Annotated in this window: 28 protein-coding genes and 2 tRNA genes; 27 read left to right on the top strand and 3 right to left on the bottom strand. The window is 43.3% G+C overall.

The annotated features are described in order from the left end of the window. Nucleotides 1–39: 39 nt before the first annotated feature. Genes T355_RS0100640 through T355_RS15205 form a run of 4 tightly spaced genes read left to right on the top strand, consistent with a single transcriptional unit; the run spans nt 40 to nt 1,286 of the window. Entirely contained in the window at nt 40–411 is a 372-nt protein-coding gene (locus T355_RS0100640; protein ID WP_027396052.1) for a hypothetical protein, read from the top strand. Then, on the top strand, nt 359–523 hold the full coding sequence (locus T355_RS15210) for a hypothetical protein (protein WP_155851640.1): 165 nt from the start codon (nt 359–361) through the stop codon (nt 521–523). Before T355_RS0100640 ends, T355_RS15210 begins: the two co-directional genes overlap by 53 nt. 37 nt (nt 524–560) lie before the next feature. Then, complete coding sequence (locus T355_RS0100630) at nt 561–1,100, top strand: hypothetical protein (protein WP_027396051.1); 540 nt, start codon at nt 561–563, stop codon at nt 1,098–1,100. 21 nt (nt 1,101–1,121) lie between these two features. Further along, nucleotides 1,122–1,286, top strand: coding sequence for a hypothetical protein (locus tag T355_RS15205; RefSeq protein ID WP_155851639.1), 165 nt, complete (start codon nt 1,122–1,124; stop codon nt 1,284–1,286). Nucleotides 1,287–1,440: 154 nt separating this feature from the next. Here the strand turns inward: T355_RS15205 and T355_RS15200 are convergent, their stop codons facing one another. Beyond that, complete coding sequence (locus T355_RS15200) at nt 1,441–1,578, bottom strand: hypothetical protein (RefSeq protein WP_197019535.1); 138 nt, start codon at nt 1,576–1,578, stop codon at nt 1,441–1,443. Nucleotides 1,579–1,933: 355 nt separating this feature from the next. Between T355_RS15200 and T355_RS13075 the strand changes: the two genes are divergently transcribed. The 3 genes from T355_RS13075 (at nt 1,934) to T355_RS0100610 (ending at nt 2,881) form a co-directional block, all read left to right on the top strand. Next, nucleotides 1,934–2,359 (top strand): hypothetical protein, encoded by a 426-nt coding sequence (locus tag T355_RS13075; RefSeq protein WP_051555288.1) that lies wholly within the window; start codon nt 1,934–1,936, stop codon nt 2,357–2,359. Nucleotides 2,360–2,721: 362 nt separating this feature from the next. After that, a tRNA-Gly gene (locus T355_RS0100615) sits at nt 2,722–2,797 on the top strand. 9 nt (nt 2,798–2,806) lie between these two features. Then, nucleotides 2,807–2,881: transfer RNA gene (locus T355_RS0100610), tRNA-Cys, on the top strand. A 51-nt stretch (nt 2,882–2,932) separates the two neighbouring features. Here T355_RS0100610 and T355_RS0100605 read toward each other — a convergent pair. Then, nucleotides 2,933–4,018: a M48 family metallopeptidase gene (locus T355_RS0100605; protein WP_027396050.1), complete on the bottom strand. Its 1,086-nt coding sequence runs from the start codon at nt 4,016–4,018 to the stop codon at nt 2,933–2,935. Nucleotides 4,019–4,201: 183 nt separating this feature from the next. On the opposite strand from T355_RS0100605, the gene T355_RS0100600 reads away from it, so the two are divergent. From T355_RS0100600 to T355_RS0100580, 5 genes are all read left to right on the top strand, one after another. Beyond that, on the top strand, nt 4,202–5,119 hold the full coding sequence (locus T355_RS0100600; protein WP_027396049.1) for a hypothetical protein: 918 nt from the start codon (nt 4,202–4,204) through the stop codon (nt 5,117–5,119). A 10-nt stretch (nt 5,120–5,129) separates the two neighbouring features. Beyond that, complete coding sequence (locus T355_RS14565; RefSeq protein WP_027396048.1) at nt 5,130–5,699, top strand: hypothetical protein; 570 nt, start codon at nt 5,130–5,132, stop codon at nt 5,697–5,699. Nucleotides 5,700–5,721: 22 nt separating this feature from the next. Further along, the gene (locus tag T355_RS13065; RefSeq protein ID WP_051555287.1) at nt 5,722–6,648 is read left to right on the top strand and encodes a D-alanyl-D-alanine carboxypeptidase family protein; all 927 of its coding nucleotides are present in this window, start codon (nt 5,722–5,724) and stop codon (nt 6,646–6,648) included. 63 nt (nt 6,649–6,711) lie between these two features. Continuing rightward, nucleotides 6,712–7,236, top strand: coding sequence for a peptidylprolyl isomerase (locus tag T355_RS0100585; protein WP_269318742.1), 525 nt, complete (start codon nt 6,712–6,714; stop codon nt 7,234–7,236). Between the two features lie 25 nt (nt 7,237–7,261). Further along, nucleotides 7,262–7,516: a GIY-YIG nuclease family protein gene (locus tag T355_RS0100580; RefSeq protein ID WP_027396046.1), complete on the top strand. Its 255-nt coding sequence runs from the start codon at nt 7,262–7,264 to the stop codon at nt 7,514–7,516. 64 nt (nt 7,517–7,580) lie between these two features. Here the strand turns inward: T355_RS0100580 and T355_RS0100575 are convergent, their stop codons facing one another. Further along, on the bottom strand, nt 7,581–8,336 hold the full coding sequence (locus tag T355_RS0100575) for a TSUP family transporter (RefSeq protein ID WP_027396045.1): 756 nt from the start codon (nt 8,334–8,336) through the stop codon (nt 7,581–7,583). A 196-nt stretch (nt 8,337–8,532) separates the two neighbouring features. Between T355_RS0100575 and T355_RS0100570 the strand changes: the two genes are divergently transcribed. From T355_RS0100570 to hisZ, 15 genes are all read left to right on the top strand, one after another. Continuing rightward, nucleotides 8,533–9,729 carry a dicarboxylate/amino acid:cation symporter gene (locus T355_RS0100570; RefSeq protein WP_027396044.1) on the top strand — a complete coding sequence of 399 codons (1,197 nt, stop codon included), beginning with the start codon at nt 8,533–8,535 and terminating at the stop codon, nt 9,727–9,729. A gap of 193 nt (nt 9,730–9,922) precedes the next feature. Continuing rightward, nucleotides 9,923–10,582 (top strand): ATP phosphoribosyltransferase, encoded by a 660-nt coding sequence (gene hisG, locus T355_RS0100565; RefSeq protein ID WP_027396043.1) that lies wholly within the window; start codon nt 9,923–9,925, stop codon nt 10,580–10,582. A gap of 15 nt (nt 10,583–10,597) precedes the next feature. After that, complete coding sequence (gene hisD, locus T355_RS0100560; protein ID WP_027396042.1) at nt 10,598–11,941, top strand: histidinol dehydrogenase; 1,344 nt, start codon at nt 10,598–10,600, stop codon at nt 11,939–11,941. Between the two features lie 16 nt (nt 11,942–11,957). Further along, nucleotides 11,958–13,028, top strand: a complete 1,071-nt coding sequence (hisC, locus tag T355_RS0100555; RefSeq protein ID WP_027396041.1) for a histidinol-phosphate transaminase — start codon at nt 11,958–11,960, stop codon at nt 13,026–13,028. Nucleotide 13,029: 1 nt separating this feature from the next. Then, entirely contained in the window at nt 13,030–13,620 is a 591-nt protein-coding gene (hisB, locus tag T355_RS0100550) for an imidazoleglycerol-phosphate dehydratase HisB (RefSeq protein ID WP_037329610.1), read from the top strand. 18 nt (nt 13,621–13,638) lie between these two features. Next, nucleotides 13,639–14,244, top strand: a complete 606-nt coding sequence (gene hisH / locus T355_RS0100545) for an imidazole glycerol phosphate synthase subunit HisH (RefSeq protein ID WP_027396039.1) — start codon at nt 13,639–13,641, stop codon at nt 14,242–14,244. A gap of 44 nt (nt 14,245–14,288) precedes the next feature. Further along, nucleotides 14,289–15,020 (top strand): 1-(5-phosphoribosyl)-5-[(5-phosphoribosylamino)methylideneamino]imidazole-4-carboxamide isomerase, encoded by a 732-nt coding sequence (hisA, locus tag T355_RS0100540; RefSeq protein WP_027396038.1) that lies wholly within the window; start codon nt 14,289–14,291, stop codon nt 15,018–15,020. A gap of 5 nt (nt 15,021–15,025) precedes the next feature. Then, nucleotides 15,026–15,784: an imidazole glycerol phosphate synthase subunit HisF gene (gene hisF / locus T355_RS0100535; protein WP_027396037.1), complete on the top strand. Its 759-nt coding sequence runs from the start codon at nt 15,026–15,028 to the stop codon at nt 15,782–15,784. Between the two features lie 413 nt (nt 15,785–16,197). Then, complete coding sequence (hisIE, locus tag T355_RS0100530) at nt 16,198–16,899, top strand: bifunctional phosphoribosyl-AMP cyclohydrolase/phosphoribosyl-ATP diphosphatase HisIE (protein ID WP_027396036.1); 702 nt, start codon at nt 16,198–16,200, stop codon at nt 16,897–16,899. 77 nt (nt 16,900–16,976) lie between these two features. Continuing rightward, nucleotides 16,977–17,717 (top strand): SagB/ThcOx family dehydrogenase, encoded by a 741-nt coding sequence (locus T355_RS0100525; protein ID WP_027396035.1) that lies wholly within the window; start codon nt 16,977–16,979, stop codon nt 17,715–17,717. 16 nt (nt 17,718–17,733) lie between these two features. Then, nucleotides 17,734–18,465, top strand: coding sequence for a PTS sugar transporter subunit IIA (locus T355_RS14560; RefSeq protein WP_051555286.1), 732 nt, complete (start codon nt 17,734–17,736; stop codon nt 18,463–18,465). A gap of 30 nt (nt 18,466–18,495) precedes the next feature. Continuing rightward, complete coding sequence (recG, locus tag T355_RS0100515; RefSeq protein ID WP_027396034.1) at nt 18,496–20,562, top strand: ATP-dependent DNA helicase RecG; 2,067 nt, start codon at nt 18,496–18,498, stop codon at nt 20,560–20,562. 315 nt (nt 20,563–20,877) lie between these two features. Further along, nucleotides 20,878–22,287 (top strand): acetyl-CoA carboxylase biotin carboxylase subunit, encoded by a 1,410-nt coding sequence (locus tag T355_RS0100510; protein WP_027396033.1) that lies wholly within the window; start codon nt 20,878–20,880, stop codon nt 22,285–22,287. 368 nt (nt 22,288–22,655) lie between these two features. Next, complete coding sequence (locus T355_RS0100505) at nt 22,656–22,952, top strand: YerC/YecD family TrpR-related protein (protein ID WP_027396032.1); 297 nt, start codon at nt 22,656–22,658, stop codon at nt 22,950–22,952. Between the two features lie 33 nt (nt 22,953–22,985). After that, entirely contained in the window at nt 22,986–24,170 is a 1,185-nt protein-coding gene (gene hisZ / locus T355_RS0100500) for an ATP phosphoribosyltransferase regulatory subunit (RefSeq protein ID WP_027396031.1), read from the top strand.

Genomic DNA, 24,170 nt, shown 5'->3' with positions numbered 1-24,170 from the left:
CGGCGTTGGATGACCCCCAAGAGAATTGAGGTGAGCACTATGGCAGAGAAAGATAAAAAGGATTTAGAGCAGTCAAACAAAAGTACAACTCACGCGAAGGGGCTTATGTCTACAGAGGAATTATTAATTTTGGCGTTGTCTGACGACCCAAAAGAAAGGAAAAAAATATCTGATTTAGTATGTGAGCGTGAAATGAAAAGGTTGGAAGAAGAAAGAAACATCAATAAGTCCTCTACAGAAAATGTGAATAAATCTACTATAACCGACCGTGACATAATGGAATATGCAGTAGATTTATTTATTGATGCACTGCCTAATCTTAACGAACGCAATAGCTTGCCAAAGGAGGCGTCCGCTGATGACAGAAGAACAAAAGAAGATGTATTCAGTTCTCTTAAAGACAAAGACTAAAGAGGAAAGAACGCAAGCTGCTAAAGACCTTTGTAAGAGTTTTGGAATTGAACTTCTCCCAGAGGAATTGGAAGTTATAGAAAACTGGGAACCAGATGATATTGATAAATAATCTGTAAATATTGTGTCGGCCGATTGGGGTGATATGTATGGAATATGAGAGATACGATGAAAAACTGTGGCAGCCGGAGGTATTGAAAAAGAAAGAACGCTCTATGAAAACCATACAGAAATATGCACATTTAGTATTTCTTTATGAGAGATTAAAAGAAGATGCCTTGCCTGATGATCACTCTATTAATTTGAAATTAAGAGAATGTAAAAATGAAGATGATTACTTGAAACTCAAATTTACAGCAGAAGAAGCAGCTTGGATTTTATGTTTATCATTCACAAATGAAATTGTTGATCCTATGCTTGCATCTGATGTTAAAGTAGAGTGTGCAGCACATTACAATGCAAGTAATTTTTTACAAACTTCCGCCTATAATATTATTTGGCGGGCAAGTTGGGATAATGATTTTATATATAAAGATAACGAAAATGGGGAATGTGAACCTGTAGAATTAGAACATCCAGTATCAAAATATTTTTCCAAAGATGAAAACACGATTATGGATATTGCACTAAGACTGGATGAGCTGATTTTGGGAGAATGGGAAAAGCAGGAAAATAAGGCGAATGCTTGACTTTAAAAAGGAGGGGCTGTTATGAAACTCGATCCTTGGAAACTATCATTAAAAGCCTATGAAGCAGATACACCAGAGGAAAGATTGGCAGCTTTTACTGAGCTTTATGAGCATTATGGGATAGAAATGCTGCCAGAGGAGAAGGAGATTGTGCTTAAGGATAAGAATTATAGGTCCGAAGATTGAACATTTACTTTAATAACTGGTTATGTGCAATTTTTAGTGACATGATTCTGCTTCTGTGATATATTTAGGCAAAGAGAAGAAAGCGGATGACCGGAGTCGTTTTGGGCGTTGTGTTCGGGGCTGTTAGCATCGTGCATCCGGGGAGCTTTTTTCTTTAAGAGTCCACTCCACCAGAAGATGGTCTGGTGGCAGTAGGTACAGGACGACCGACAACTTCTGTACTGTAGGACTCTTTTTTTATTGGGCGGGGCGCGTCAACCATTCGGTATCCATATTTTTTTAGCCACGCCAATTTTCCTTCAACTCCAATTTCTGTTACGATAAGCATATCACCTGTACCGGAACAGGCTATTAAGTAGTCTTGGCGTCTGGGAACTACCTCTCTGCTTAATCGGCATCATTATCAGGAGTGATGAGCGGAAGTTGGCCTCGGTGGGGAATAGATAGATGGGAAGAATATTATTTATATGCCAGTAGAACCAATCGCATATTTGTAGATGAATTATAAAAAGTATGTACTTTTATGTAGTACATGCTTTTTTTATTTTACGATCTGTAAAAGCTGAAAATTACGGTAATAAAGATTATATAGAGCGAACCACTTCAAAGCGTTCTAAATACAACACAAACAAAGGGGACACATCTATATGTTTGACCGCAGATTTTGGCAGATTTGGGAAGATATGAACCGTCGTTGCTATAGCAGTAAGGACATTCATTATTATCAGTATGGAGCAAGGGGGATAACCGTCTGCGACCGGTGGCAGAAATACCATAACTTTTATGACGATATGTATACCTCATATTTAGAACATTATAATGCTAATGGCGGTAACACGACTATTGAGCGAATCAACGTAAATGAACCATACGACCCTAGTAACTGTACGTGGGTGACAAAAGAGGAACAGGCAGGCAATAAACAAAGTACCATATGGGTACGAGGAACAGAAACAGAGCCGTTTATATCTTTGAAAGGGTATTGTACCCAACATGACCTCAATTACAAAACTATGTACGCAAGATACAAACGTAATTCATCGTTATTTGATTTACAGGTAAAAGAGGCATAAAAAATACCCAACGTGCAACAATAAATGCAACAAAATTTTGCATCGGATATTGCATCTGTTGTTGCACGTTTTTTATTGTAAAAAGCGTCGTAAATGCATATTTTATCAGGGCTGACAAACATTAAAATTAGATTAAAATTGCAGCATTTGGTTGCACGATTTGTTGCACTTTTTGTAACGTGTTGTATTTTTTTAAAAATAGCATTTGACACGGAACCCGCATAAATGCTATAATCCTTAACTGTAGGAAATAGAGGGCGAAGGACTTATAAGACCTTTATTGGTCTGCAAAACCTTTATTCCCCAGTTCGAATCTGGGTGGCACCTCCATTTTTCTTTTAGCTTAATATTGATAACAATATGCGGAAATAGCTCAGTTGGTAGAGCATCACCTTGCCAAGGTGGGGGTCGCGAGTTCGAGTCTCGTTTTCCGCTCCATTTTTTTATGGTGACATCGCCAAGTGGTAAGGCCAAGGTCTGCAAAACCTTTATTCCCCAGTTCGAATCTGGGTGTCACCTCCAGAGCATATTAAAAGGACTGTATCGTTTGACACAGTCCTTTTTTGTTGCTCATTATTTGATACTGTTAAGCTTATTTGCAATTTCCTCGGCAGAGGCATCGGTGTTCAGGGAGGTGATTATACCCTGGTTGCCCATGTAAACAGTACCATCGTATGCAGTAGCATCAACACCGCCGTTATCGTGGAAGGCTCTGGCAAGATTGCCGGCTACATAGTAGGCACGAACCTTTTCAGACATTTCCTCGGTAGCAGCAGGAACGATGAATTCCTTGTCGTTGACATAAACGGCGTTACCCTTAACATCAACCTTGTTTCCGCTGTATTCCTTCATTTTCTTAACATAGTTGTTAAGGCGTTCAGTATGGGAAGGATGGTCGGAAACGGAGAAGATGTCACCGGTCATTTTATCACTGCCGGATTTTTCAATTACGCGCTGCCATACAGCGGCACAGGCACCTAAATTGTAGTGGGAATTTGCCATGTACTGGAAGGCAATGTTATCTGCTTCCCACTCCATAGGCTTGGTAATATGAACCTTATCCACGTAGTTGGCAACTACATTGGTTACGGCTATGCCCACACCATTAGTATTGGAAGCAATGGCAGTGGCAATGAGGGTTACAGGAACGGAATTCTTGAAGCCCTTAACCACATGATCACGCATACCATGGGACATTTCATGTCCCAATACAACAGCTACCTCGTCATCGGTACGCAACAAATCAAAGATACCGGCATTTACGGTCATTACATGGCCCAAGGAGCAGGCCGCATTAAATTCTTTGCTTGGGTTAATAAAATAAAGGAAAGGCTTTTCATTAATAGCTGGCTCTGTTACGGCAACAGCAGTGGAAAGGTTGGACATAATCCCGTCCAAACGCTGGTTCAGTGCAGGATCATTATCTACACCCTGTTTTTCCTTCATCTGGGCATACAGCTGCTGACGACCTTCCTCGGTCTTGTTGATCTTGTCAATCTCCTTGTTATACTCAGACATCTGGTAGCCTGCAACGCCTACATTGATGATCGTGTCTATCCAGTTTGCGTCAGCCTGGGAAGGAGCACCGGCAAAGATAGGCATAGACACCAGCATAGCGCTGGCAATGATTTTGGAAAGTTTCTTTTTAAAATTAAACATTACAATCGCCCCTTATAATTTAATTTATTTACCTTGTTTATTATATCATAGTCCGCATTAAAATATCCTTAGAGGCAGAAAAATAGGAAATTAGAAATAGTCATCAAATATTGCTTATGGTAAAAAATCATAAGTTGGGGTATAATATTCAAGTGAATTTTTAAACGAGGTGTAAGAAAGACAATGCCAGAAATCGACATGACAAGAATTACCGACAATCTCATGAGCGTATATAATTACGCATTTATAGATGCAATGCCTTATGGATTTTATAAGCCAAATGACGCCATGTATGTTGGGGTAAAGCTGGTGGACAAGATGTACCACTGCCCAAAATGCAAGGGCGAATTCACCGTTAAATATCGTAATGACAATGATGGCATCACTTATTTTTCCAAGAGCCGTATTGCTGCCCAGAAAAAGGTTTATGAGGATTTGGGCCTGGATTTTCCCGCTAATTGGGAGCTGATGGAGCAGCCCTTTACCTATCATATAATAGGTGTCTGCAGTGAATGTGCCAAGAAGGATATTATGGAATCCCAGGAGGATGGCCAGCATATCTATAATTTGTGCCACGAGCTTCACATGCAGGATGAGCTTATGGCCGCCAAGGCGAAGAAGTATATGACCAACAGCTTACAAAAATGGTTGGACGGTATTACAGAGTCATCCTATTTGGTGCAGTTTGATCTCTCTACCAGAGAAAGCCTTCGTGATCTTATTTGCGCAGTGATTATGCAGGATACCAAGGCAGTGGAGGACGCTTTGCAGGAGTATAGGGATACCATTCAGCCTATTATATATGAAGCAAAGCAGCTTTTGGAAAAGCAGACCCCTGCCTGGAAGGCAAATGTGGCCCATTCCTGCAGCCTACCGGATTCCATGTCTGATGAGGAATATCACGAATATACTGTAGCCTTCCCGGATGAGTCTTCTGAGGGACAGGATTTTTATATGGAGAAGTCCATTGAAAAGGAGCGCGTATCCATGTTCCTTACCCAGCATCGTCTTACCTCCCTTGAGGAAGTGCTGATGGATGCAGGGTTCCATGAGGAATGGATTGATATGGTGGTGGAAAAGGGTACTTCCTTGACTAAGTAAGGTGATTTTCATGAATAATATTAAGTTGAGAATAAGTGCAGTGCTGTTTCTGCTGGTAATGCTTGTTTCTACGGTAGTCTCTGCGGCTGTGTCCGACGACTTTGCCTTTAAAGGCTTGAGACTGGGAGACAGCTACGATACCATGGTGGAAAAGCTGGGGGAGCCTGATTTTGATACTGATATGTATATTCGTGGTGTTCAGGTTATTCGCTATACCTATTCTGCTGATCAGAAAATATATGTGGATGCCAAGAATAAAACCGTGGTGGAAATGTTCTGCAAAAGCAAGCATTATGTGGGGCCTCACGGGGTAACCTACGGTGCCACCAGGGCTGGCCTTACCAAGGCTTTTGGAAAAGCAGAGCACAAGCATTTGGACGGCAATATTTATTATATTTACTATAATCCTGCTGTACCAAATGAAAAAATGCTTATAGAGATGGAGCCTGAAGATCGTTATCTTTTGAGCTGGACTTATACCAATTTGGATCTGGATGATCCTGGGATTATTATTACCGGTGAGGAGAAGGAACAAGAGCCTGCCAAGAAGTTTAACTATGGTGGTTTGCCAACGAATTGACAGGATAAACAGGTGATAGGTTTTGATTTTTAAGAAAAATACAAAGACAACTGTTTTGGCAGTTACGTTGCTGTTGGCCATGTCAGTAATTTCTGTGGTGGCATCCATGGCAGTGGCCAAGACAGTGGTACATAGTGATTATGCAAGGGCAATCCAAGGCAAGGATAAGAAAACGGAACAGCCACAAAAGGTCATGCCGCCAGCTCCACAGGTATCTGCAGATGCTGTGGTGGTCATGGACAATAAAACAGGCGAAATCCTTTATGAGAAAAATGGCGAGAAAAGTGAGCATCCCGCAAGCCTTACCAAGATAATGACAGCCATATTGGTTCTGGAGGATGACAGGGATGACCGTATTATTACTGTGAGCCCTTGGGCTGGACAGAAGCCGTATTCCTATTGTTATACTGGCCAGAGTATGCGCCAGTATGATATGCTGGCCCAGATGATGATGATTTCTGATAATGTGGCAGCTTCTGCTTTAGCTGAGGCTGTAGGGAATGGTAGTGCATGGCAGTTTTGGCAGATGATGAATGCCAAGGCCAAGGAGTTGGGGGCAAAGAGAACTCATTTTGAGAATGCCAATGGTCTTACATCCAATTTGCATTATTCAACAGCAAAGGATTTGGCTGTTATTTCTCATTACGCCATGGAAAATCCAAAGTTCAGAAAAATAATAGCTATTCCAGAAAAAACTTTTTTCAGTATAAATCCTCAGGGGGAAACCCTTCATTGTGAAAATACCAATGAGCTTCTTACTGATTATCAGGGGTGCATTGGTGGCAAGACCGGTTATACTGATGCTGCTGGTGGCTGCCTGATGGCGGTGGCCCAGCGTGATGGGGAAGAGGTGCTGGTGGTAATCCTTCATTCAAAGGATACTGATACCAGATTTACGGAAGGCGCTATGCTGCTTGATTACGGCTTCGAAGCTCTGAAGAGCCGTTAAGGACAAGGAGGTACATAGATTATGAAAAAGATTTTAGCTCTGGCCATGATGCTTCTGCTGGTTATGACCACTGGCTGTATGGCTTCAGACAAGGAAAAAGGAGAGAATGGAAAAATGGCAAATCGTATTGCGGTATTTGATACCAACAAGGGAACCTTTGAGATTGAGCTTTTTGAGGATAAGGCTCCTAATACTACTGGTAATTTTATTAAGCTCAGCGAAGAAGGCTTCTATGATGGGGTTATTTTCCATCGTATTATTGACGGCTTCATGATTCAGGGTGGTGACCCAACCGGTACTGGCATGGGTGGCCCTGGCTATACCATTAAGGATGAGTTCCACAAGGATCTCCGTCATGACAGCGAGGGAATTCTGTCCATGGCCAATGCAGGTCCAAATACCGGTGGTTCCCAGTTCTTTATCACTCTTGCAGCTACTCCTTGGCTTGATGGTCACCATGCAGTTTTTGGCAAGGTTGTTAAGGGAATGGATGTAGTTCGTGAAATCGGTCACACCAAGACTGGCGCTCAGGATCGTCCAGTGCATGATGTGGTTATCAACAGCATTAAGATTAAGGCTGCTGAGTAATTATCTGGATATGCAGGTAAGCTAAATGAGGGCTTTCACTTACATATTGGAGTGCGCTGATGGTACTCTTTATACTGGGTATACTACGGATGTGGAAAGGCGCCTCGCCACCCATAATAGTGGCAAGGCCAGCAAGTATACCAGAGGTCGTCTTCCCGTAAAGCTGGTTTATCTTGAGGAATGTATAGATAAGGAAACAGCAATGAGCCGGGAATGGCACATAAAACAATTGAGCAGGGTTGAAAAACTAAAGCTCATTGAAGAAAATAAGGTAAAATAAAAATAGACTGCGATAAAGTTGTGTAATTTTATCGCAGTCTATTTATTTATATATGCATCTATACTTATTCCAGCATTGTTAGAATCTGCTTTCCTATTAGTACGGCGGTGACAACGATGAAAAGTGGCCGTATGTAGCTTACACCCTTGGATATGGCTACCTTGGAGCCAGCAATGGCACCTATAATCATGAAGATACCCATAGGAACGGCATAGGTGAAGTCCACACTGCCAAAATAAGTAAAAAGAATCGCCGCCGCAATATTGCTGGCAAAGTTCATGGCCTTGGCGTTACCCGTGGCAAATATAAAATCAAAGCCTATCATAATGAAGGAAAATAATATAAAGGAGCCGGTGCCCGGACCAAAGAAGCCATCATAAAAGCCCAATGTGAAAGCCATAATCAGGCATAAAATCATTTTTTTACCGGTTATTTTCTGTGGTTTGGAATCCTTGCCCCAATCCTTTTTAAATACAGTATAAAAAAATACCAAAACCAGCATAACAATTATCAAAGGACGCAGGAATTCTGATGATATATGTTGAACTAATAACACACCGGCAAATGAGCCGATAAGGGATAGTGGACACAGCTTTTTCATAAGAGCTATATCCATTTTCCCCGCGCGGATAAAAGTGAGAAAGCTGAAAACAGAGCCCATGGAAGCGGCCACCTTATTGGTACCCAGAACTGTAACTGGGGGGAGTCCTGTCCACATAAGGGCAGGAATGGTAATGAGTCCACCTCCGCCCACGGCGGCATCAATAAATGCTCCCAAGAAACCGAAAAGGGCTAAAAATCCCATAATTTCCAAATCCATAGACAAAACTCCTTTCCTAATGTAGTCATTATACAATAGAATTGTAAATAAATTCAATTTATATATAATAAAGTATATATAACATAACTAATATTTATGCTTCTATATAAAAAAAGCATTATGTAGTTGAAACAGATAATATTGTTATGTTATACTACTAATAGGTTAACATAATCTAAGAAGGAGGGGTATTTTAATGAACTTATCAGTAAAAATCTTCATTTCACTGGTTCTCTCCGTAGTTGTCGGTTTGATTGCCGGTGAAGCAGGTCTGCCATTCATTAAATGGTGGATTGCACCAATTGGTACTATGTTCATCAATCTGATCAAGATGATGATCGTACCAGTTGTATTCTTCTCCCTGGTTGTGGGTATTACCAGCTTAGGTGATACCAAAAAGTTGGGCCGTATCGGTTTCAAGACAGTAGGTATTTATCTCTTTACCACCGCTATTGCCATCACCATCGGTTTCGTGGTAGCTGGTCTTGTTGGTCCTGGTGTAGGTGCTGACTTCGTAGCCGGTGCACAGCCAAAGGTTAAGGAAGCTCCTTATATTATGCAGGTGTTCCTTGACATGATTCCTTCTAATCCTATTGATTCTATGGCTAAAGCCGCTATTCTGCCAACTATCGTATTTGCGCTCTTCATTGGTGTAGGTATCGTAAAAGTAGGTGGTGAGAGGGCGGAGCTTCTCATCAAGTTCTTCGATGCAGGTGCTGAGGTTTGCTACAAGGTTATCGCTATTGTAATGGATCTTGCTCCTATCGGTGTATTCTGCTTACTGCTTCCTGTAGTAGCTGCAAATGGTCCTAAGGTATTGCTTCCATTGCTTACCGTTATCATCTGCGTAGCTATAGGTTGTACTATTCACGCTGTTGGTGTTTATTCAACCATGGCACGTATTTTCGGCAATCACAGCCCTATCGATTTCTTCAAGGGTATGTCTGAGCAGATGATGATTGCATTTACCACTTGTTCCTCTGCTGCAGCTTTGCCTGTAAACATGAAGAACTGTCAGGAGAAGCTGGGAGTAAAACGCGAAATTGCGTCCTTCGTACTTCCTTTGGGTGCTACCCTGAACATGGATGGTACTGCTCTCTACATGGGTGTTTGTACTCTGTTCGTTGCCAACGTATATGGTGTTCCACTTGGCTTTGAACAGATGATGATGGTTGTTTTAACTGGTACCTTGGCATCCATTGGTACTGCCGGTGTTCCAGGTGCTGGTCTTATCATGCTGGCAATGGTTCTCCAGTCTGTAGGTCTTCCTCTCGAGGGTCTTGCTCTTGTAGCTGGTATTGACCGTGTACTGGATATGTTCCGTACTTGTGTTAACATCACCGGTGATGGTGCTGTTGCTGTTGTTGTTAATGCGAGTGAAGAAGGCAAGTAAAAGTCTTATTTAAAAATGTGAGCCCCCTGCTTTGGCAGGGGGCTGATTTTTTAGGTAATGGAAATAGCTCATTTTTTTAAATAGCTGTAAAATATATATTGACGGTAAATAGGTAATGTGTTAGTATAATTAACATGTTAATACTTTAACGAGATAAAGAATAAAAACGTTTTAGGCAAATGGAGGAACGCTTATGACTTCAAATAATATGGAATACTTGACTATAGCCCTTCCCAAGGGGAAGCTCTTCGGATTATCTGCGGACCTTCTTGCCAAGATAGGATATACTGCGGAGGATTTGAGTGAAAAATCCAGAAAGCTGATTATTACCAACGAAGAAAAAAAGATTCGGTTTATTATCAGCAAAACAGCTGATGTTCCCACCTATGTCGAGTACGGTGCTGCTGATATAGGCGTTATTGGAAAGGATGTATTGCTGGAATCCGGAAAGGATGTTTATGAGCTTTTGGATTTGGGCTTTGGCAAATGCCATTTAATGATGGCTGTAGATAAGAATAATAAACGTGCTAAGCTATCAGATTATGCTCATACCAGAGTGGCCACCAAGTTCCCACATATTGCGGAAAAGTTTTTCAACAGCAAGGGAATGCAGATGGAGTTCATCAAATTGAATGGTTCCATCGAGCTGGGGCCTATAGTAGGACTTTCCGAGAGTATTGTGGATATAGTTGAGACAGGCACCACCCTCCGGGAAAACAATCTGGAGGAAATTGCATTTATAATGGATGCCACTGCCCGCCTCATTTGTAATAGAGTTAGCTTTAAATTGAAATTTGATCGCATTCATCAGCTTACTGAGGATTTGCGTAAGATATTGGAAATGGCCAAATAATTCGGGGGGATAGTAATGCAGATAGTAAATGTAAAGGACACCGGACTTATTAATGTGGAAAGGATGCTTAAGAAGCCTGCCTTTGATCAGGTGGAGCTTAATCCTAAAATTCGTGAGGCAAATAAGAAGCTATTTGGCCGTGATATGACTGCCGCTGAAATCGTTGATATGATTGTAAACGAAGTAAGGGCTGAAGGAGATAAGGCCGTTATAAAATATACCAAGCTCATTGACCGTACCGAATTTACCGCAGCTGAATTTTTGGTTACTGATGATGAATATGAGGCCGCTTATGAAGCTGCTGACCCTGAGATTGTGGAATCACTGAAGAGAGCTGCTGCCAATGTTCGTCAGTATCATCAGGAACAGAAGCCTAACTCCTGGATGACATACCGTGGACAGGGCTCCCTTTTGGGACAGTCTGTAATTCCTTTGGACAGGGTTGGGATCTATGTACCTGGAGGCACTGCCGCATATCCTTCATCTGTAATAATGAATGCTGTTCCTGCTGCTGTAGCTGGTGTGGGAGAAATCATTATGATGGTGCCACCAAAGGATGGCAAGATTAATCCTTATGTACTGGTGGCAGCCAAGGAAGCAGGCGTATCCAAAATCTTTAAGATAGGTGGAGCACAAGCCATTGCAGCTATGGCCTTTGGTACAGAAACCATTCCAAGAGTCGATAAAATCACCGGTCCTGGAAATATCTTTGTGACCTTGGCCAAAAAAGCCGTATATGGTCACTGTGATATAGATATGTTGGCAGGTCCGAGTGAGATTCTTATTGTGGCAGATGAAACTGCTGATCCAGCTTATACAGCGGCAGATATGCTTAGTCAGGCAGAGCATGATATGCTGGCCTCCAGCATCGTGATTACAGACAGTAAGACACTTGCTGAAAAGGTGGCGGCTGAAGCTGAAAAGCAGCTGCAGCAGCTGCCCCGTCAGGAGATTGCCAGAGCATCTCTTGATAAAAACGGACTTATTATTGTGGCTGAGGACATTATGCAGGCCATTGAGCTGGCCAACGTATCCGCGCCGGAGCACATGGAAATCCTTACAAAGGAGCCATTCCAGCTTCTTCCTTATGTGCGCCATGCAGGAGCCGTATTCCTTGGGGCCTATTCTCCAGAGCCATTGGGGGACTATTTTGCAGGACCAAATCACGTATTGCCAACAGGTGGTACTGCCAGATACTATTCTGTATTGAATGTGGAAACCTTTATGAAGCGTACCAGCCTCATTTCCTATACTCAGCCTGAGCTGAACCGTGTCAGTGATGATATTATCCGCCTGGCAGAGGCAGAGGGGTTACAGGCCCATGCAAATGCAATACGCATAAGAAAAATTGAGAAATAAAACGGAGGCTATAAAAATGGCAAAGCTAAAATATAGAAATAAACTGGCAGAGATGCCTTCATACGATGTGGTGGAGCGGGACTGGAATATTAAGGTAAATGCCAATGAAAGTGGTATGAACCTGCCACCTTTGGTGGAGGAGCGGGTGATGAGCCGCCTTTCCCGTGTGGCCTTCAACCGTTATCCAAATGAGGATTTGGAAATGCTCATGGAGGCAATTGGCAGGAATTTTGGTCTTGGTGTAGAAAATGTTCTTATAGGTAACGGTTCCAGTGAAATTATTGAGAAAATCTTCTATTGCTTCGGAGGCCGTGGTAGAAAAATTGTATTTCCACAGCCATCATTTTCCATGTATCACATTTATGCAAAGGCTGCTGAGGCGGAGGCTGTTCCTGTAGGCTTAAGCGAAAAGGATTATAGCCTTGATGTGAAGGAATTTGTCAATGTGGTTAATGACAATAAAGCCGCTCTTTGCGTAATTTGCAATCCAAATAACCCAACCGGTAGCTTTACTTCACTGGAGGATATTGAATATATTGCCAGCCATACCAGCTGTGCATTTTTGGTGGATGAGGCCTACATTGAGTTCAATGGCCAGACTGCTATTGGCCTTATGAAGAAATATCCGAATATGATTATAGCCAGAACCTTCTCCAAGGCCTATGGACTGGCGGCTTGTCGCTGTGGCTATATGCTGGCGGCAGCACCACTGACTGCTATGATTGCCAAATCAATGATGCCTTATCACATGAATGTGCTGACCTTGGTTACTGCTGATACTGTATTCCAGATGCGTGACGAATTTATACCAAGAATTCAGATGGCTATTGCAGAGCGTAAGCGAATGGAGGGACAATATGGTGCCTTAAAGGGCTTCAAGGTATTTCCTTCCAATACCAACTTTATTTTCGTCAAGTATGATAAGGCCGTGGAGCTGAATGAATACCTGGAAAGCCGTGGCATAGGTATCAGGAGCTTTGGCAAGGCACCTCTTTTGGAAAATGCCCTGAGAATATCCATGGGCAATCGTGATGAAAATGACGCTGTATTTAAGGCTGTAAAGGCCTTTGTGGAGGAGCAGAATTAATATGCGTACAGGAAAGGTTATCCGCGAAACAAAGGAAACTTCTATTGATTTAACCATCAGCCTTGACGGCAGAGGTGTATCCGATATTGATACTGGTATTGGCTTTTTTGATCACATGCTGAATCTTTTTGCTGCCCATGGACGTATGGATTTGGTGGTGGGCTGCAATGGTGATACAGATGTAGATGGTCATCATTCCGTGGAAGATATCGGTATTGCCTTGGGAGAGGCAGTAAAACAGGCTTTGGGGGATAAGAAGGGCATTAATCGCTATGGAACCTTCTACTTGCCTATGGATGAAACGCTGGTAATGGTATCCCTTGATATAAGTGGCAGACCGTTTTTGGTATACGATGCCGGCGGTCCTATGGCTCCAATGATTGGTAACTATGACACTGAGCTGACCGAGGAATTTTTGCGGGCCTTTGCCTTTAATGCTGGCATTACCCTTCATGTAAAGGTGATGTATGGTACCAATTCCCATCATAAGGTGGAGGCTATATTCAAGGCTTTGGGCCATGCCCTTAGAACAGCTGTAAAAATAGATCCGGAGGCTGCGGATGAGATTCCTTCTACCAAGGGAATGCTCTAAGCTGAAAGGAGTCAATTTATGATTGCTGTTATTGACTATGGGGTGGGGAACCTTTTTAGTGTGGAAAAGGCTTTTGCCCAGTTTACTGATGATGTGAAGGTGACCAGTGACAAGGCAGAAATTGAAGGTGCTGAGAAACTGATTTTGCCAGGGGTCGGGGAATTTGGGGCCTGCATGAAAAATTTGGAGGCTTCCGGACTTATCCCCACCATTATGGAAAGAATCTCTGGGGGAGTGCCACTTCTTGGAATATGTGTGGGACTTCAGGTGCTTTTTGAGGGCAGCGAAGAATCTCCAAATGCCAAAGGCTTGGGGGTTTTCAAGGGCATGGTGAAGCGCATTAATGCTCCTGGGTTGAAGGTGCCTCACATGGGCTGGAATTCTGTGGAATTTGCCCAAAAGGATTTGTGTTTATTTAAAGATGAACCAGAGGTGCCATATTTCTATTTTGTTCATAGCTATCATGCAGTGCCGGAGGACAGCTCTATTGTGGCTGCTACCACAGAATATGGCGAAAAGCTTACGGCGGCAGTAGCCAAGGGTAATGTGATGGCCACCCAGTTCCATCCGGAAAAATCAGGAGATGTGGGGCTGCTGATTATCAAAAATTTCATTGAGAGTTAATATCGAAATCAAATTATGCAAGGCTTTAGTGGAAGGAAGATTTTATGCTTATTTTTCCTGCTATAGATATTCGTGGAGGCAAGGCTGTACGCCTTTATAAAGGAGATTTTTCTCAGGAGACGGTTTTTGGCGAGCCAGAGGAAATGGCTGCAAAATGGGAAGCTCTTGGGGGGCAGTATCTGCATTTGGTGGATTTGGATGGTGCCAGAGCAGGCAAGTCCATTAATCTTGACGTGGTAAAGAAAATAATTGCCAAGGTCAATATCCCTGTGGAATTGGGCGGCGGAATCCGCACCATGGAAAATATTGATGAGGTTTTGGCTGCAGGGGTTCAGCGGGTTATTTTGGGCTCCGTGGCTGCCAAGAATCCTGCTTTGGTAAAGGAGGCCTGTGCCAAGTATGGTGAGCGGGTAGTGGTTGGCATTGATGCCAAGGACGGTATCGTAGCTGTAGATGGCTGGGAGGTTTCCGGAAACGTGGAGGTCGGGGCCCTTGCCAGGGAAATGGCCAAGGCTGGTGTGAAAACCATTATTTACACTGATATTTCCCGTGACGGTACCCTTGAGGGGGTAAATGTTGAAGCTACTGCCAAGCTGGCCAGAGAAAGCGGTATAAAGGTGGTGGCCTCTGGTGGCGTTAAATCAATCGATGATATTAAGGCACTTCTTCCTTATGAAAAGGATGGTATAGAAGGGGTTATAGTTGGCAAGTCCATTTACACCGGTTCCCTTGATTTATCTGAGGCTATCAAGGTTGCATCCGGGGCAGAGGAGTGATAAGTATGTATACTAAGAGAATAATTCCCTGTCTTGATGTAAAGGGTGGCCGTGTCGTTAAGGGCACCAATTTTGTGGGACTTAGAGATGCCGGTGATCCGGTGGAGCTGGCCCGCCGTTATGATGCGGAACGCTGCGATGAGCTGGTTTTTTTGGATATCACTGCTTCCAATGAACAGCGGGACACCATAGTACAGGTGGCGAGGGACTGTGCCTCCCAGGTGTTTATTCCCTTTACTATAGGTGGAGGCATACGAACTCCTGAGGATATGCGTAAAATGTTGAAGGCCGGGGCGGATAAAACCTCGGTGAATTCTGCAGCAGTAAAAAATCCTGATATCATACGTCAAGGCGCAGAAATTTTCGGGCGTCAGTGTGTGGTACTGGCGGTGGATGCCAAAAAGACGGGGGAAGATAAGTGGGAGGTATTCGTGAACGGCGGACGCACTCCTACGGGAATAGATGTGATAGATTGGGTTAAGAAGGGCACTGAATTGGGAGCCGGGGAAATTCTACTTACCAGCATGGATGCAGACGGCACCAAGGATGGCTATGATATACCTCTTACCAGGGCTGTTTCTGAGGCTGTTGATGTTCCTGTTATTGCCTCTGGCGGAGCAGGAAGGATGGAGCATTTCTATGATGTGCTGACCCTTGGAAAGGCAGATGCAGTATTGGCTGCCTCAGTGTTCCATTATGGACAGTTCACCATCAGACAGGTGAAGGAATACCTGCGGGATAGAGGAATAGAAATGAGATTTTAGGGTAGTCGGTACTAACTATCGCCTCAACTACATCACTAAAATATTTTTTTACAATAATTTGTATAGCGAGAAAAATTATAACTCGCTTTGCTCAAACAAATAATTTTTCTCACTAATGCAGGTATGTAAAAAAATATTTATTACGTGTTGTAGTTTAATGGCTCTTTTTAGTACCGATCTACTTGAAAATATATGTTGATAAGAGCAGTTTGACTGAAGCATTGGGCGATGGGCGTTAAAAAACTATTTTTTGCATTCTTACACAGCGAGAAAACATCCATTGTTTGAGCGAAGCGAGTTTGGATTTTTCTTGCTGACTAATTAAAAGCAAAATAATAGTTTTAGCCCTGAGTCCCTCGCTGAAGTCAACTGTCTCTTATCAACCGGATACACCAAAAATGGAGGGATACACTATGATTGACATTTCAATGATTAAATTTGATGAAAAGGGCCTGGTACCAGCCATTATTCAGGAAGAAAATGGCCAGGTGCTGATGATGGCATACATGAATGCTGACTCTCTCCAAAAAACCATTGAAACGAGAACCACCTGGTTCTGGAGCCGCAGCCGCAAGGCATTATGGAATAAGGGAGCCACCTCTGGTAATGTGCAGGAGGTAAAGGACCTTTATTACGATTGTGATGGGGATACCCTTTTGGTTATTGTTCATCAGAAGGGCACTGGTGCCTGCCATACTGGTACATATTCCTGCTTTAGCGGACGCAGACTGCTGAAAAATGAAAAGGCTCTGGCTGTGGTCGAGCAGCCTGAGAAGTATTATCTGGCCAACATCATGAACGAGCTTTATGATGTTATTAAGGACCGCCAGCTGAATCCAAAGGAAGGCTCTTACACCAACTACCTTTTTGAAAAGGGTCAGGACAAGATTCTTAAGAAGGTGGGTGAAGAGGCTGTAGAGACAATTATTGCCTCCAAGAACAATGATAAAAATGAAATCATCTATGAGATGGGTGACCTCTGGTATCACTGTCTTGTACTGATGGCATATCATAATATCAACCCTGAGGAAGTATTCTGTGAGCTGGTAAATCGTCATAATGGCGGTGATTATCATAAATTTACGGGTAAAACCGGCATTCGTCCTGTAGATTAAAATAATAATGTATTTAAAACGCTTGTCCTTTGTTATATAATTACAAGTAGTGATACTTTGAAGGGCAGGCGTTTTTTATGTACAAGGATATATTTAAGGCTTTGCGTGAGGCATCCTTGGTTAAAAATAATCTTAATACAAGAAAGATTAACCATGAAGAAGTGCCTATACCCCAAAAGCCATATCCTGAGGATGCCCAGCTGATAGCCTTGCCGGAGCCGGATTACCTGGAGGATAAGGAAGTCAGCTTTTTGGAGCTGATGGAGCTTCGTTCCACTGTTCGTGAATACAGTGAACGGCCTCTTACCATGAAGGAGTTGTCATTCCTTCTGTGGTGTACCCAAGGGGTTAAGATGGTGCTTCCTGCCGGTGCCACCAAGCGTACTGTGCCTTCGGCTGGTGCCAGAAACGCCTTTGAAACTTATCTCTATATAGATAAGGTCGAGGGACTTGAAAAAGGTTTGTACAGATTTTTGGCCTTTGAGCATGCACTTCTGCCAGTTGATATTGGAGATGGTGTCAAGGAAAGACTGCAAAAGGGCTTCAATAAAATAAATATGTATGATGCCAGTGCCGTTACCTTTATGTGGGCGGCAGTTCTTGACAGAATGGACTATGCCTTTGGGGGAAGGTCATTGCAGTATCTTTATCTGGATGCTGGTCATGTGTGCCAAAATCTTTATTTGGCATGCTATACCCAGGAGATAGGATGCTGTGCTATAGGTCATTTTAATGATGAAGAGCTGAACCGTGAATTAGGCCTTGATGGGGAAGAAGAATTCATGGTCTATGCGGCACATGTGGGCAAAATCAGATAAAAGGGGTTGAGTTATTATGGCTCAGAATACAAGAGAGAGTTCTATTTTTGCACCGATGACAGGAAAAATCGTTGATTTAATTGAGGTGCCTGATGATACCTTTTCCAAGAAAATGATGGGTGATGGTGTGGCCATTATTCCAAAGGATGGTATGCTGTACAGCCCTATTAGCGGTATAGTTTCCGTAGTGGCTGCCACTAAGCATGCTATTGGCTTTCAGACAAATACTGGCCTTAATATTTTGGTCCATGTTGGCTTAGAGGGCCATGAGGTGGCGGATAAGACTACCATTTTACATGTAAAGCAGGGCCAGCGTGTCCAGGCCGGTGATCTTGTGGCAGAATACGATTTGGGGGCCTTTGAGGAAAAAGGAATTAATACTATTACTCCTGTTATCGTTGTAAATGAGGAAGAAGAGGACACGGAAATCAAGGCCAATGTAGGGGATGTAGAGGCTGGCGCCGGTGAGATTTTTAGGGTAGTTGAGATAATTAAGGAAGAGGCACCTGAGGGGGAGGAAAAGCCTGCTGAGGAAGAGACAAAGGAGGCAGGAGCTCCTGAGAAGGAAGTAAAGAAGCCACCAAAGGATGTATCCGTTATCGATGAGCTAAAAAATGAAAGCGAGGAGTTCCTCAAAGATTCCACTAACTGGGTGAAGCTGGGAGCAATGTTTGTGGGGCTTGTTGCAGTAATGGTAGTTATTTTCGTAACCATAGGTGTATTCCTGAATAGTGGTGGCGGAGAATAAAAGTAAGTACAGTAGTTGTGGAGGATTTTTATGGAGCTGGATCAGGATATTCAATATTTGAAGGGAATCGGACCAAAGAAGGCTCAGCTCCTTAAAAAATTAGGTATAAGCAGAATTTTTGATATGCTGACCCACTATCCACGTTGCTATGAAGATCAAAGCAGCATTACTCCTATTGGGGAGCTGAAGCCAGGGGAAAAGTCTACTATTTCCGGCGTTATAACCTCTCTACAGGAAAAAAGAGCCGGGCGTCGAAATATGCTTATTCTGACAGCCATGGTTAGTGATGGCACTGGATTTGTGCAGATTACGTGGTTTAATCAGCGTTTTTTGAAGGCGAAGCTAAAGCCGGGTAAAAAGGTTTTTGCTACCGGAAAGGTGGAATTCGCTTTTGGAGGTCAGGGCCAGTACGCCATGAGTCAGCTTTCTTCCTTTGAGATTATGGACCCTGATGAGGATGAGACCAAGGGGCTGGGAATACTTCCTATTTATCCTTCTACAGAGGCCCTTAATCAAAAATTCTTCCGAAAATCCATCAGAGAGCTTTTAAATAGTGTGGATACAATTCCAGAGGTTATTCCTGAAAATATTGCCAATCGTTATAGGCTGTTGCCTCGTGGTGACGCCTTTTGGGGAATTCATTTCCCGGATAGCTTTGCCAAGGTTAAGCAGGCCAGGAATCGTCTGGCATTTGAAGAGCTGTACCTTATACAATGCGGTCTTATGATGCTGAAAAAACGGACTCAGGAGAAAAAGCAGGGCATAAGGCATGGGCTCAACAGCGTAATGGTGGATAAGCTTATGGGATCGCTGCCTTTTGAACTTACTGGGGACCAGCGAAGGGCCTGGAATGATATTTGTAATGACATGGAGAGCTCTGTGCCTATGCGTCGTTTGGTACAGGGTGATGTGGGATCCGGCAAGACGGTTATTGCCATGCTGGCCCTCATAAAGACAGTAGAAAACGGTTATCAGGGGGCTCTGATGGCTCCTACGGAAATTTTAGCCAGACAGCATTATGAAGGTTTCGTAAAACAGCTGGAGCCACTTGGAGTAAAGGTGGCTCTTTTGTCTGGAAAGCTCACGAAAAAGCAGCGGGAGCAGATTTACGAGGAGCTGGCAGCTCAGCAAATAGATATTGTTATCGGTACCCATGCCCTAATTCAGGAGCAGGTGTCCTTTAAGAAGCTTGGTCTGGTGGTAACGGACGAGCAGCATCGTTTTGGTATCAATCAGCGGGCTGAGCTGGAGAAAAAGGGCACACTCATGCCGGATGTGCTGGTTATGACGGCCACCCCAATTCCACGTACCATGACTTTGACGGTATATGGTGATTTGGATGTGTCACTTATTCAGGAACTGCCACCTGGCAGAAAGCCGGTGAGAACCTTCGTGCGCACTCCGGACAGGCGTGAGCTTATTTATAAATTTATGCGGGATGAAATTTCTAAGGGGCGTCAGGGATATGTTGTATGTCCTCTTATTGAGGACAGTGAGGAAAGTAATCTCCTGTCTGCTGAGGCAGTTTATGATGAGCTGACTCATGGTATTTTTCGGGATATTCCCTGCGGACTTGTTCATGGTAAGCTGAAGCAGAAGGACAAGGAAGCCATTATGCAGGAGTTCTACGAAGGACATCTTAAGCTATTGGTGGCAACAACGGTTATCGAGGTAGGTGTGAATGTGCCCAATGCCAGTATGATGGTCATTGAAAATGCCCAGCAATTTGGTCTGGCTCAGCTTCATCAGCTTAGGGGGCGTATTGGCCGTGGTGAATACAGCTCCTATTGCGTGCTGGTTACAGATGGTAAAACTGAAGTGTCCAAGGAACGCATGCGTATTATGGAGACCACCTCTGATGGCTTCGTATTGGCTGAGGAGGATTTAAAGCTCCGAGGGCCGGGACAATTCTTCGGCTCAATGCAGCATGGACTGCCGGATTTAAAGATTGCCGATGTTTTGCAGGATATAGACATTTTACTGGAGGCCCGCCGTGCAGCCCTTGAAACCATGGAAAACAGGGTGGATCTTGATTATGTGCTGCCAATATTGGAGCTTCAGTACAAAGAGCATTTTATGAATATTACCGATACCTAACTATACTATCAACTCAAATGCAGGTTATCAACAGGCAATGCGGATAACCTGCATTTTTAGTGGATAGCTTTCGGAATAATCGTATGATAAATTTATCATTACGTTTATCCTCTGTTTTACAATTGAAAAATAAAAATCATTAATAATTGAAATAAAATGCTATACTGTATCTGTATTTTATACAGTATTTTGTATACTTTATTTTGTTTATAAAAACGGGTATGTTTTTTATTGACTTGTATATTAACCGATGTATAATTATTGGTATGATGAATTTGGGGATATTCTATTTTTTAGAGGTTAGGAGGTAATCATATGTTTAAGCGTGTTCTTATTGCCAATCGTGGTGAAATAGCTGTCCGTATTATCCGTGCCTGTCAGGAGCTGGATATTGAAACTATAGCTGTATACTCTGATGCTGATGCCGATGCCCTGCATGTCAGATTGGCGGATAAAGCCGTAAATATCGGACCAGCGGATGCTCAGGAAAGCTATCTTAATAAAGAAGCAATCCTTAACGCTGCAATTCAGACAAAAGCTGATGCTCTGCATCCCGGTTACGGCTTTTTGTCGGAGGATGCAGATTTCGCAGAACAGGTAACAGATGCCGGTATTACATGGATTGGGCCAATGCCGGAAACCATTCGTCTGGTGGGGGATAAGGATATCGCAAGAGCCTCCATAATGCCGTCGGGTATTCCAATGGCCAAGGGCAGCAATCCGCTGAACAGCAACGAGGAAGCCATCAGGAGTGCCAAGGAGGTCGGTTATCCGGTTATTCTGAAGCCAGTTTCAGGTGGTGGAGGTAAAGGAATGTGTGTCGCTCGTGATGAAGAAGACCTGAAAAATATCTTGAAGCTACTGGTGGATATTACGAAAGAAAAATATTATTTCGAGCATTTCATTGAAAGATCACGCCATATTGAGGTACAGGTGGTGGCAGATAACTACGGGGAGGTTCTGCATCTTGGGGAGCGTGAATGCTCCCTGCAACGTCGCAATCAAAAGCTGCTGGAGGAATCACCATCTATTGCACTGACCCAGGATATGCGCAACCGCGTTGGAGCATTGGCTGTTAAGGCAGCAAAAAGTGTTCATTACTCCAATATCGGTACGGTAGAGTTTTTACTGGATTTAGCTGACAATGAATTTTATTTCATGGAAATAAATCCCCGTATCCAGGTTGAGCATGGTATTACGGAAGTAGTAACCGGTATTGACCTGGTACGCACACAAATTTGTATCGCCGCTGGTGAATCCTTGGATTTTACACAGGATGATGTAACTTTCACGGGACACGCCATCGAATGCCGCATCAACGCCGAGGATCCGGATAAAAACTTTATGCCATCCCCTGGACATATTACCTTTCTCCATGGGCCGAGCGGTCCACGGGTACGCTTTGACTCTGGTGTAACAGCGGGTCTGGACATCGAGCCTTATTATGATTCGTTGATTGCAAAAATTATTGTTCACGGACGCAATCGTGGCGATGCCATAAAAATTATGGAGCGTGCTCTGCATGAATTCCACATTGAGGGAGTAAAAACCACTTTGCCACTTCATAACAAAATCCTTCGTGATAATTATTTTCGTACAGGCAATATCGACACACAATTTATAAAAAAACGCATGCCGGCATATGTATCTGCGCCTAAGAAAATGAAGGGTATGAGTGATACTGAATTGGCCAGGGCCATTATCGAAAGTATGTATCTGGCATAACGAGGAAATCACATTAGTCCGGTATGCCAAACAAAGTCGATACCAAAGAATATCTGGAATACATCTTTACAAATATGTCCCAGTAAGAATCCTTAGAGGACGATTATGTTTTAGAAACATATCTCCCACGGAATGTGAACCTGCCAACTGAAGAGTAATGACAATATACTATGACGCAGCCTACGGGCTGCTTTTTATTTGTTGTTGAGGCATACTATATTTTGAAGTTTACGGTTTTTTTCTATATTTCTATGGCAAAATTTGGATAGTTGCTGTATAATATATCTATATTTTCACAAAGTAAAGTGTGAAAGAATAAAAGTACGAAAGCGTCATAAACATATAGTATATTAACAGGTGGTGTTTTTATGGTAAATCCTAAGTTAAGGGATGATTTGAACGATCAGCTTTGCGAGGCAGTTTTAAAACTGGAAACTGTGGAGGAATGCTATCAGTTCTTTGAGGATATTTGTACTATCAGTGAAATAAAGGCTATGAGTCAGCGCCTGGAGGTGGCCCGCATGCTGCAGGATCATCACACCTATGATGACATTGTAAGTCGTACCGGGGCCAGCACAGCTACCATCAGCAGGGTAAAGCGTTGCCTTAATTATGGTGCAGATGGCTATTCACTGGTATTGGATCGCTTAAAGGAGAAGAAATAGTATTAAAGCAAGTTGGGCGTAGGAGAAGTGACTATGGAAAATAGAGAAATGGTTTTGGAAATCCCTTATGGTACAAGAGACTTTTTACCTCGTGAGGCTGCCGGTAAGCGTGCCATTGAAGCAGCAATAGCTGAAGAATTCAATCTTTGGGGCTATGATGAAATAGTGACTCCAACCGTTGAATTTTTGGATACCCTTACTATGGGCAACGGAAGTAATTTGGAGCCTCACATGTTTAAGCTCTTTGATAAGAATAACCGTACCATGGCTCTGCGTTACGAGATGACTACTCCTATTGCCAGAGTAGCTGCTTCCCGTATGAAGGAGGATAAGCTGCCATTAAAGCTGTCATATATTAGCTCAGTATTTCGTTATGAGCAGGCCCAGACTGGTCGCCAGTGTGAATTCCATCAGGCGGGAGTTGAGCTGTTGGGTAGTGATAAGGCAACTGCAGATGCAGAGATAATTGCTTTGGCCATTTCTGCCTTGAAAAAGACGGGATTAAATGACTTTATTATTTGCCTTGGACAAGTGGACTTTATTAATGGCCTTATGAAGCAATGCGGCTTGAGTGCCAAGGAAATGGGCAATATCCGTGCAGCCATTGAAAACCGTGATTTGGTAGGTCTTAATAATATAGCTGATAAGGCGGATATTTCCGAGGATGCAAAAAAGATGGTTAAGGAGATTCCGCTTCTTCATGGTAACCGCGAAATCCTAAAGAAGGCCTATTCTATGGTGAACAATGAACAGTCCCGTAAGGCCTTGGATAATCTGTCTGAAATCTGCAATCTTTTGGAAGCCTATGGCGTGTCCAACTATATAACCTTTGATTTGGGTGTAATTCGTGATTTCAGCTATTATACCGGCATGGTGTTTGAGGCATATACCCCAGGGCTTGGTTATCCATTATGTGGCGGCGGACGCTATGACAACATGCTGACGGATTTTGGCACAGATATGTCGGCCACTGGCTTTGCCTTTGGCATAGAGCGGGTAATGTTGGCTTTGGAGCGTCATGGCTTGAAGGCACCGCAGACTCAACGTGATGTATATGTAGCTTTTGCACCTGGCAAGGAGCCGGAGGCCATAAAGGCAGTTCAGAAGCTGCGTGCGGCTGGGGAAGCCTGTGAGATGGCTATGGGACCGTCCACTGAACAGGATGCTGAGGAATATCGCGCAGGAAAGGGATATCAGCAGCTGATATTCGTAAAATAA

It is taken from the genome of Anaerovibrio lipolyticus LB2005 (assembly GCF_000621545.1).
GTDB lineage: Bacteria > Bacillota > Negativicutes > Selenomonadales > Selenomonadaceae > Anaerovibrio > Anaerovibrio lipolyticus_A.
The sequence above is the reverse complement of the archived record's forward strand: the minus strand, read 5'-3'. Positions and strand labels throughout refer to the sequence as shown.

Excerpts from the sequence above, each read along its gene's own strand:
- T355_RS0100640 (WP_027396052.1), top strand. The coding sequence starts at position 40 with ATGGCAGAGAAAGATAAAAAGGATTTAGAGCAGTCAAACAAAAGTACA.
- T355_RS15210 (WP_155851640.1), top strand. The coding sequence starts at position 359 with ATGACAGAAGAACAAAAGAAGATGTATTCAGTTCTCTTAAAGACAAAG.
- T355_RS0100630 (WP_027396051.1), top strand. The coding sequence starts at position 561 with ATGGAATATGAGAGATACGATGAAAAACTGTGGCAGCCGGAGGTATTG.
- T355_RS15205 (WP_155851639.1), top strand. The coding sequence starts at position 1,122 with ATGAAACTCGATCCTTGGAAACTATCATTAAAAGCCTATGAAGCAGAT.
- T355_RS13075 (WP_051555288.1), top strand. The coding sequence starts at position 1,934 with ATGTTTGACCGCAGATTTTGGCAGATTTGGGAAGATATGAACCGTCGT.
- T355_RS0100605 (WP_027396050.1), bottom strand. The coding sequence starts at position 4,018 with ATGTTTAATTTTAAAAAGAAACTTTCCAAAATCATTGCCAGCGCTATG.
- T355_RS0100600 (WP_027396049.1), top strand. The coding sequence starts at position 4,202 with ATGCCAGAAATCGACATGACAAGAATTACCGACAATCTCATGAGCGTA.
- T355_RS14565 (WP_027396048.1), top strand. The coding sequence starts at position 5,130 with ATGAATAATATTAAGTTGAGAATAAGTGCAGTGCTGTTTCTGCTGGTA.
- T355_RS0100585 (WP_269318742.1), top strand. The coding sequence starts at position 6,712 with ATGACCACTGGCTGTATGGCTTCAGACAAGGAAAAAGGAGAGAATGGA.
- T355_RS0100580 (WP_027396046.1), top strand. The coding sequence starts at position 7,262 with ATGAGGGCTTTCACTTACATATTGGAGTGCGCTGATGGTACTCTTTAT.
- T355_RS0100575 (WP_027396045.1), bottom strand. The coding sequence starts at position 8,336 with ATGGATTTGGAAATTATGGGATTTTTAGCCCTTTTCGGTTTCTTGGGA.
- T355_RS0100570 (WP_027396044.1), top strand. The coding sequence starts at position 8,533 with ATGAACTTATCAGTAAAAATCTTCATTTCACTGGTTCTCTCCGTAGTT.
- hisG (WP_027396043.1), top strand. The coding sequence starts at position 9,923 with ATGACTTCAAATAATATGGAATACTTGACTATAGCCCTTCCCAAGGGG.
- hisD (WP_027396042.1), top strand. The coding sequence starts at position 10,598 with ATGCAGATAGTAAATGTAAAGGACACCGGACTTATTAATGTGGAAAGG.
- hisC (WP_027396041.1), top strand. The coding sequence starts at position 11,958 with ATGGCAAAGCTAAAATATAGAAATAAACTGGCAGAGATGCCTTCATAC.
- hisB (WP_037329610.1), top strand. The coding sequence starts at position 13,030 with ATGCGTACAGGAAAGGTTATCCGCGAAACAAAGGAAACTTCTATTGAT.
- hisH (WP_027396039.1), top strand. The coding sequence starts at position 13,639 with ATGATTGCTGTTATTGACTATGGGGTGGGGAACCTTTTTAGTGTGGAA.
- hisA (WP_027396038.1), top strand. The coding sequence starts at position 14,289 with ATGCTTATTTTTCCTGCTATAGATATTCGTGGAGGCAAGGCTGTACGC.
- hisF (WP_027396037.1), top strand. The coding sequence starts at position 15,026 with ATGTATACTAAGAGAATAATTCCCTGTCTTGATGTAAAGGGTGGCCGT.
- hisIE (WP_027396036.1), top strand. The coding sequence starts at position 16,198 with ATGATTGACATTTCAATGATTAAATTTGATGAAAAGGGCCTGGTACCA.
- T355_RS0100525 (WP_027396035.1), top strand. The coding sequence starts at position 16,977 with ATGTACAAGGATATATTTAAGGCTTTGCGTGAGGCATCCTTGGTTAAA.
- T355_RS14560 (WP_051555286.1), top strand. The coding sequence starts at position 17,734 with ATGGCTCAGAATACAAGAGAGAGTTCTATTTTTGCACCGATGACAGGA.
- recG (WP_027396034.1), top strand. The coding sequence starts at position 18,496 with ATGGAGCTGGATCAGGATATTCAATATTTGAAGGGAATCGGACCAAAG.
- T355_RS0100510 (WP_027396033.1), top strand. The coding sequence starts at position 20,878 with ATGTTTAAGCGTGTTCTTATTGCCAATCGTGGTGAAATAGCTGTCCGT.
- T355_RS0100505 (WP_027396032.1), top strand. The coding sequence starts at position 22,656 with ATGGTAAATCCTAAGTTAAGGGATGATTTGAACGATCAGCTTTGCGAG.
- hisZ (WP_027396031.1), top strand. The coding sequence starts at position 22,986 with ATGGAAAATAGAGAAATGGTTTTGGAAATCCCTTATGGTACAAGAGAC.